The following is a 6,095-nucleotide window of genomic DNA, read 5'->3' on the forward strand; positions in this document are numbered from 1 at the left end:
AGCCCGGTCCGGCGGCCGCCGTGCTTGCGGGCACGCTCGATCTCGGGCGCGTTGCGGCGCTGGTCACGAGCGCGGCCCGCTGATCAGCCGGCCGCGTCTAGCCGGCCTCGGAAGTCCTCCCTACCGCGCAGTAGGTGGGGTGATCACCCCACCTACCGCGCGGCAGGAGGTCAACTCAGCCCTTCGCGGCCTTGACCGGCCCGAGGTTGGCGTAGTCGATCATCAGCGTGCCGCGTTTGCCGCGCTCGACATAGAACCCGGCGCCGACCGATCCGAAGCTGGACAAGTCGTCCTTGGTCTCGAAGACCGGGGTGTTGTTGACATAGAACGCGAAATAGTGCTCCAGCGCAATGACATTGACGGTGCGATAACCGCCGCCCGTGCCGACCTCCTTGACCGAAGTCCATGGCATCAGCTGCTCCTGGTTGCCTCTGGCGTCGACCGCGACGACGAGGACCTTGCCGTTGTTGGAGTAGCAGAAGTAGTAACCAGGCGCCCACAGATCTTTGACCACCCGGCTCGGGTTGGCGCGCACGATCAGGCAGTTCGGGGCGCTGCCATCGCTATTGCCGACGCGATTCATCCGGACCTCGAACTCGAAGTCGTCAAAGGTCCCGACGTGCTTGACCGAGCTGAACCGGCCCGGGGCGCCCATGGCCTGCAGATTGCCATTGCGCACCGACCACGCGCCGACGACATTGCGCCAGCCGGCATCCGGGCCGTTGAAGGCGGACCGGAAGTAGGGCGAGCTGCGGTGGCCGCCGCCGCGGTGATTCTCGTGCAGCGACGTCCCGATCCCGCCGCCGATGTCGGTGGGCATGGGCGTCTGGTCGGCATGGGCCGATGCGCCCGCTCCCCCGGCCAGTAGCGATGCGCTCAGCGCGAGCGCGGTGATGATGCCTTTCGGCATGGTCGTTCTCCCCTCGAGATGGTGTCCGGCGGACGGTTGTCCGCGCTGGTCACACTCTTCGGGGCCGGCCTGTCACCGATCTGTCACCACGTGACCGGCCTGTCCCAGACGAAGCGCAAGCCCCGCTCAAGGGCTCACCCCCGTCGAGTGGCCGGTTCAGCCACGTCGAGTGGCCGGTTGGATCGGCCTCTCGACAGCCCTGAACCGGCCTTTCGACGGGGCTGAACCGGCCTTTCGACGGGGGGCGGCCGCGAGATCAGGGGGCGGGCGGAGCGGGAGGTGGGGCGACCAAGGGGCGGGTCAACTCGGCGGGGGTCGCGAGGCGATGACCGGCATACCGGCGGGGCACCGTCTCGCTCACCTTCTCGGCGGCGATCTTCTCCTGCAGTTTCAGGATGCCGTGCAGCAGTGCCTCGGGGCGCGGCGGGCAGCCCGGGACATAGACGTCGACCGGGATGATCGTGTCGACGCCCTTGGTCACCGAGTAGGAGTCCCAGTAGGGGCCGCCGGAGTTCGAGCACGCACCGAAGGAGATGACGTACTTCGGCTCGGGCATCTGGTCATACAGACGCCGGACGGCGGGGGCCATCTTGTCGGTGACCGTGCCCGAGACGATCATCAGGTCGGCCTGCCGCGGCCCCGGCGCGAGCGGGATGACACCCAGGCGCATAAAATCGTGCCGGCCCATCGAGGCGGCGATGAACTCGATCGCGCAGCACGCCAGGCCGAAGTTGAACACCCACAGCGAATAGCGCCGCCCCCAGTTCAAGACGATTCGCATCGGCTTGGGCGCATAGGCCGCGACCGGCCCCACGCGGGGGGTAGGCAGATCGACCGGCATGGTGCCCACCCTAGTCACGGCGCCGACCGTGGGCAGACCGGGCCCGCTGTCACCGTCAGGTCAGCTGCTCACGTCCAGGTCAGCAGGCCGCGTCGGACCGCGTGGGCTAGGCCGATCAGGATGATGCCGATGAAGACGCCGATCTCCACCAGGGACGCCGGCCCGAGATGGGTGCGCGCCACCAGCGCCCACGGGAAGAGATAGACGGCGTCCACCGCAAAGATCACATAAAGGAAGGCATAGGCGAGATAGCGCACCTGGGTTTGCGCCCAGTCCCGGCCGACCGGGTCGACGCCCGACTCATAGGTGCGCACCTTCATCGGGGTGGCCGCGCGCGGCGCCATCAGCCAGCGCGCCACCATGGCGGCGACGAAGAGGAGCACGCCGGCCCCGAGAACGGCGGCAACAACGGCATACGAGCCCACGACGTGGAAGCTTAGCCTCGCCTATGGCGCAAGCGTCCTACCATGGCACGGCGTGTGCGCACGCACCCGCCCGCACCCCTATTACAGAATCGCTAGGCATGGCTTCATCACTCGGCACCACAACGCACCTCGGCGGCGACATCACCGATCTCGGTATGCCGCGTCCGCACGGCCTCGACGGCATCCCGCGGCTCGCGGGCGACGCCGCGCTGACCAAGAAGGACTTCGCCTCCGATCAGGAAGTGCGCTGGTGCCCCGGCTGCGGGGACTACATCATCCTCAACACCGTGCAGTCCTTCCTGCCCGAGCTGGGGTTGCGCAAGGAGAACATCGTCTTCGTCTCGGGGATCGGCTGCTCCTCGCGCTTCCCCTACTACCTCGACACCTATGGGATGCACTCGATCCACGGCCGGGCGCCGGCGATTGCCACCGGGCTCGCCACCGCGCGCCCGGACCTGTCGGTCTGGGTAGTCACGGGTGACGGCGATGCCCTGTCCATCGGCGGCAATCACCTGATCCACGCGCTGCGGCGCAACGTCAACCTGACGATCCTGCTGTTCAACAACCGGATCTATGGGCTGACCAAGGGCCAGTACTCCCCCACCTCCGAGCAGGGCAAGATCACCAAGTCGACCCCGGCCGGGTCCGCGGACACGCCCTTCAACCCGGTCTCGCTCGCGCTCGGCGCCGAAGCGAGCTTCGTGGCCCGGAGCCTGGACAACGACCGCGCGCACCTGTCGACGATCCTGCGCGCGGCGGCCGCGCACCGCGGGACGGCGCTGGTGGAGATCTACCAGAACTGCCCGATCTTCAACGATGGAGCCTTCGATGCGATCAAGGACCGCGACCAGAAGCAGGCGCGGCTGATCCACTTGGAGCACGGTGCACCGGTCACGGTCGGTGCCGAGGGCAGCAGGCAGGTCCTCGTCCGCGGGGAGGACGGCCGGCTCGGATTCGTCCCCGAGGCCGAGGTGCCGGCCGATTCGCCGGCCATCGTCGTCCACGACGCGCACGACCCCGATCCGGCGCAGCAGTTCGCGATCAGCCGGCTCGACGACGCGAGCATGGCGCACGTGCCGATGGGCATCATCCGCCAGGTCGAGCGGCCGACCTATGACGACCTGGTCCGCGGTCAGATCGACGCGGCCGTCGCCACGGCGGGCGCGCCTGCCGGCGATGGCGACGTCGCGGCCCTGCTCGCCGGCAAGGACACCTGGACCGTGGGGTGAGTCCGGGGGCGGGCGCCGCGGACGGCAACCCCGGCGCGACCGCCGCGGACCATGTGCGGCGGGGCACGGCATACGGTCTCCTCGCCTATGGCATCTGGGGACTCTTTCCGCTCTATTTCCACGCGCTGAAGCCCGCCGGGGCCTGGGAAATCCTTGCCCACCGGATCGTCTGGACGATGCTGCTGTGCCTGGTCGTTCTCGCCGTGCGACGCGACTGGGCCTGGGCCAGGCAGGTGCTGCGCCACCGCTCGCTCGCGCTCGGTCTGACCGCGGCGGCCCTCCTCATCGCCGCGAACTGGGTCATCTATGTGCTCGCCGTGCTGGAGGGGCGCACCTACGAGGCGGCGTTGGGCTACTTCCTCAATCCGATCCTCACCGTCGGGCTCGGGGTCGTCGTCCTGGGGGAACGACTGCGCCGGCTGCAGTGGCTGGCGGTCGGTATCGGGGCGCTCGCCGCGGCCTATCTCGCCATCGCCGGCGGGAGTTTCCCGTGGGTGGCCCTGTCGCTAGCGACCTCCTTCGGGCTCTACGGCCTGCTGAAGAAGCGGGTCGGTGTCAGTCTGGAGCCGTGGCATTCGCTCTTCGCCGAGACCGCCGTCCTGACCCCGATCGCGATCGTCATCCTGATCGTCGTCGCGCCCTCGGGTGAGAGCACGTATGGCGCGGGGACCGGGCATACGGCCCTCCTCACGTTGTCGGGCGTCGTCACCGCGATCCCGCTGCTGCTTTTCGCGGCGGCCGCCCAACGGGTGCCGCTGGTGACGATCGGGCTGATTCAGTTCATGACGCCGGTGATGCAGTTGCTGGTGGGCGTCTGGCTGCTGCACGAGCAGGTGACACCCAAGCTTTGGGTGGGCTTCGGGATCGTCTGGCTCGCGCTGGTGGTTCTGACGACCGATTCGCTGCGGACCGCGCGACGGGCCCGCGCGATCGCCGCCGCCGACCCGTGGGAAGCCTGATTTCTCAGGAAGGGCTTGCGAGGATGTCCCTGTGAGTGATGCGCGCGCCAATCTGACGAAGTTCGCCTGGCTGTCCATCGCGGCGGCCGTGGTCACCATCGCCTTGAAATTCGGCGCCTATCTGCTCACGGGCTCGGTGGGCCTGCTTTCGGACGCCGCGGAGTCGATCGTCAATCTGGTGGCAGCTTTCGTGGCCCTGTTGGCGCTGCATGTGGCCGCGCAACCGGCGGATGACGATCACCACTTCGGGCATTCGAAGGCGGAGTATTTCTCGGCGGTCGTCGAGGGACTGATGATCTTTGTTGCGGCGACCTTCATCCTCTACACCTCCGTCCAACGCTTCCTCGACCCGCAGCCGCTGGAGAATGTCGGCATCGGCCTGGCGATCTCGGTGGGTGCCTCTGTGGTCAACGGGCTGGTCGCGCTGGTGTTGTTGCGCAATGGACGACGGCACAACTCGATCACTCTGGTGGCCGACGGCAAGCACCTGATGACGGATGTTTGGACCTCGGTCGGCGTCGTTTTGGGAGTGCTGCTGGTCGCACTCACCAACTGGGAGCGCCTCGACCCGATCATCGCTTTCGCGGTGGGCTGCAACATCATCTGGACCGGCTGGCACCTGATCCGCGAATCCGTCGACGGGCTGATGGACAAGGCGATCGACAGCGAACGCGCGGCCGCGATTACCGAGGTCTTGGCGCGGCATACGGGCCCCGAGATCGCCTATCACGGGCTGCGGACGCGCGAGGCCGGGCACAAGGTCTTCGGATCGCTGCACGTGACGGTGCCCGGCGACTGGACGGTGCAGGCCGGGCATGACCTGACCGAAGAGATCGAGACCGACCTGCGCGCGACGATCCCCGACCTGGACATGTCGGTGCACTTGGAGCCGCGCGAGGATCCGCGCTCCTATGAGGCGGGCGTCGAGCGACCGGCGGGGCTCTTCACGCAGGAGTGACCGACGGCTAGAGCGTGACGGGGGTGAAGCCGCGTTGCTGGATGCCGTCGATGATGGCCGGGAGGGCGGCGACGGTGCGGGACCGGTCGATGCTCTGCGGGTTCGGGCCGTCGAGGTGGCCGCCGTCGTGCATCAAGACGATCGCCCCGGACTCCAGGTCACCGAGCAAGGACCTGGCGCCGGCGGCCGGACCGTCTTTCAGCCGCGATTCCAGGCAGAGCGTCCAGTAGTAGCAGCGCAGCCCGGCCGCGGCCGTGCTCGCCACGACGGCCGGGCTTGTCCAGCCGCGAGGTGGGCGGAAGCGGTCCCCGGGCGTGGCTCCGAGCGTGACCAGGGTGCGCTGGGTGGTCGTCAGTTGCGCGTCGATGGCGGGGCCGGCGAGCGCATCGAGCCAGAGGTGATCGTGGGTGTGATTGCCGATCGTGTGCCCCCCGGCGCGGATCGCGTCGACCAGATCGGGGTAGCGCTCGGCGTTGCGACCGATCAGGAAGAAGGTCGCGTGCACACCGGCCGCGGCCAGCGCCGTCAGGACAGCCGGGGTGTAGGCCGGGTCCGGTCCGTCGTCGAAGGTGAGCGCGATCCGGCGCGGACCTGCGACGGCAAAGACGGCGTCCGGGTCGACCCGGCGCCGATCGTCGGTCGTGTCCGTATGCGCCGGCACCCGGCGTTGGCGCGCGGACGCCGTCTCGCCCACTGCGGCAGTGAGCAGGCAGGCCCCACCCCCGACTAGCAGCCCGCGCCGCGTCGGCGTCACCGAATCCCCCTGCCCCCGC

At 68.6% G+C, this 6,095-nt stretch carries 7 protein-coding genes; 3 read left to right on the forward strand and 4 right to left on the reverse strand.

Annotated features, from left to right (window positions below; translation table 11 throughout):
- Positions 1-175: 175 nt before the first annotated feature.
- From PKH97_RS12600 to PKH97_RS12610, 3 genes are all read right to left on the reverse strand, one after another.
- Complete coding sequence (locus tag PKH97_RS12600) at positions 176-910, reverse strand: hypothetical protein (protein ID WP_324387832.1); 735 nt, start codon at positions 908-910, stop codon at positions 176-178.
- Between the two features lie 256 nt (positions 911-1,166).
- Positions 1,167-1,691 (reverse strand): NADH-quinone oxidoreductase subunit B family protein, encoded by a 525-nt coding sequence (locus tag PKH97_RS12605; protein WP_344066283.1) that lies wholly within the window; start codon positions 1,689-1,691, stop codon positions 1,167-1,169.
- Positions 1,692-1,819: 128 nt separating this feature from the next.
- The gene (locus PKH97_RS12610) at positions 1,820-2,176 is read right to left on the reverse strand and encodes an NADH-quinone oxidoreductase subunit A (protein ID WP_324387834.1); all 357 of its coding nucleotides are present in this window, start codon (positions 2,174-2,176) and stop codon (positions 1,820-1,822) included.
- A gap of 155 nt (positions 2,177-2,331) precedes the next feature.
- Here PKH97_RS12610 and PKH97_RS12615 point away from each other — a divergent pair, with 155 nt between their 5' ends.
- From PKH97_RS12615 to PKH97_RS12625, 3 genes are read left to right on the forward strand one after another with little or no spacing between them, the layout of a single operon-like run.
- Positions 2,332-3,405 (forward strand): thiamine pyrophosphate-dependent enzyme, encoded by a 1,074-nt coding sequence (locus PKH97_RS12615; protein WP_324387838.1) that lies wholly within the window; start codon positions 2,332-2,334, stop codon positions 3,403-3,405.
- Complete coding sequence (rarD, locus tag PKH97_RS12620) at positions 3,402-4,364, forward strand: EamA family transporter RarD (protein WP_324387835.1); 963 nt, start codon at positions 3,402-3,404, stop codon at positions 4,362-4,364. Before PKH97_RS12615 ends, rarD begins: the two co-directional genes overlap by 4 nt.
- A gap of 31 nt (positions 4,365-4,395) precedes the next feature.
- Positions 4,396-5,322, forward strand: a complete 927-nt coding sequence (locus PKH97_RS12625; protein WP_324387836.1) for a cation diffusion facilitator family transporter — start codon at positions 4,396-4,398, stop codon at positions 5,320-5,322.
- 7 nt (positions 5,323-5,329) lie between these two features.
- Here PKH97_RS12625 and PKH97_RS12630 read toward each other — a convergent pair.
- On the reverse strand, positions 5,330-6,095 hold a 766-nt coding region (locus PKH97_RS12630; RefSeq protein WP_324387837.1), incomplete at its 5' end, for a polysaccharide deacetylase family protein.

Origin of the sequence: Nostocoides sp., assembly GCF_035343835.1 — a bacterium.
In the GTDB taxonomy this organism is placed as follows: Bacteria; Actinomycetota; Actinomycetes; order Actinomycetales; family Dermatophilaceae; genus Nostocoides_A; species Nostocoides_A vanveenii.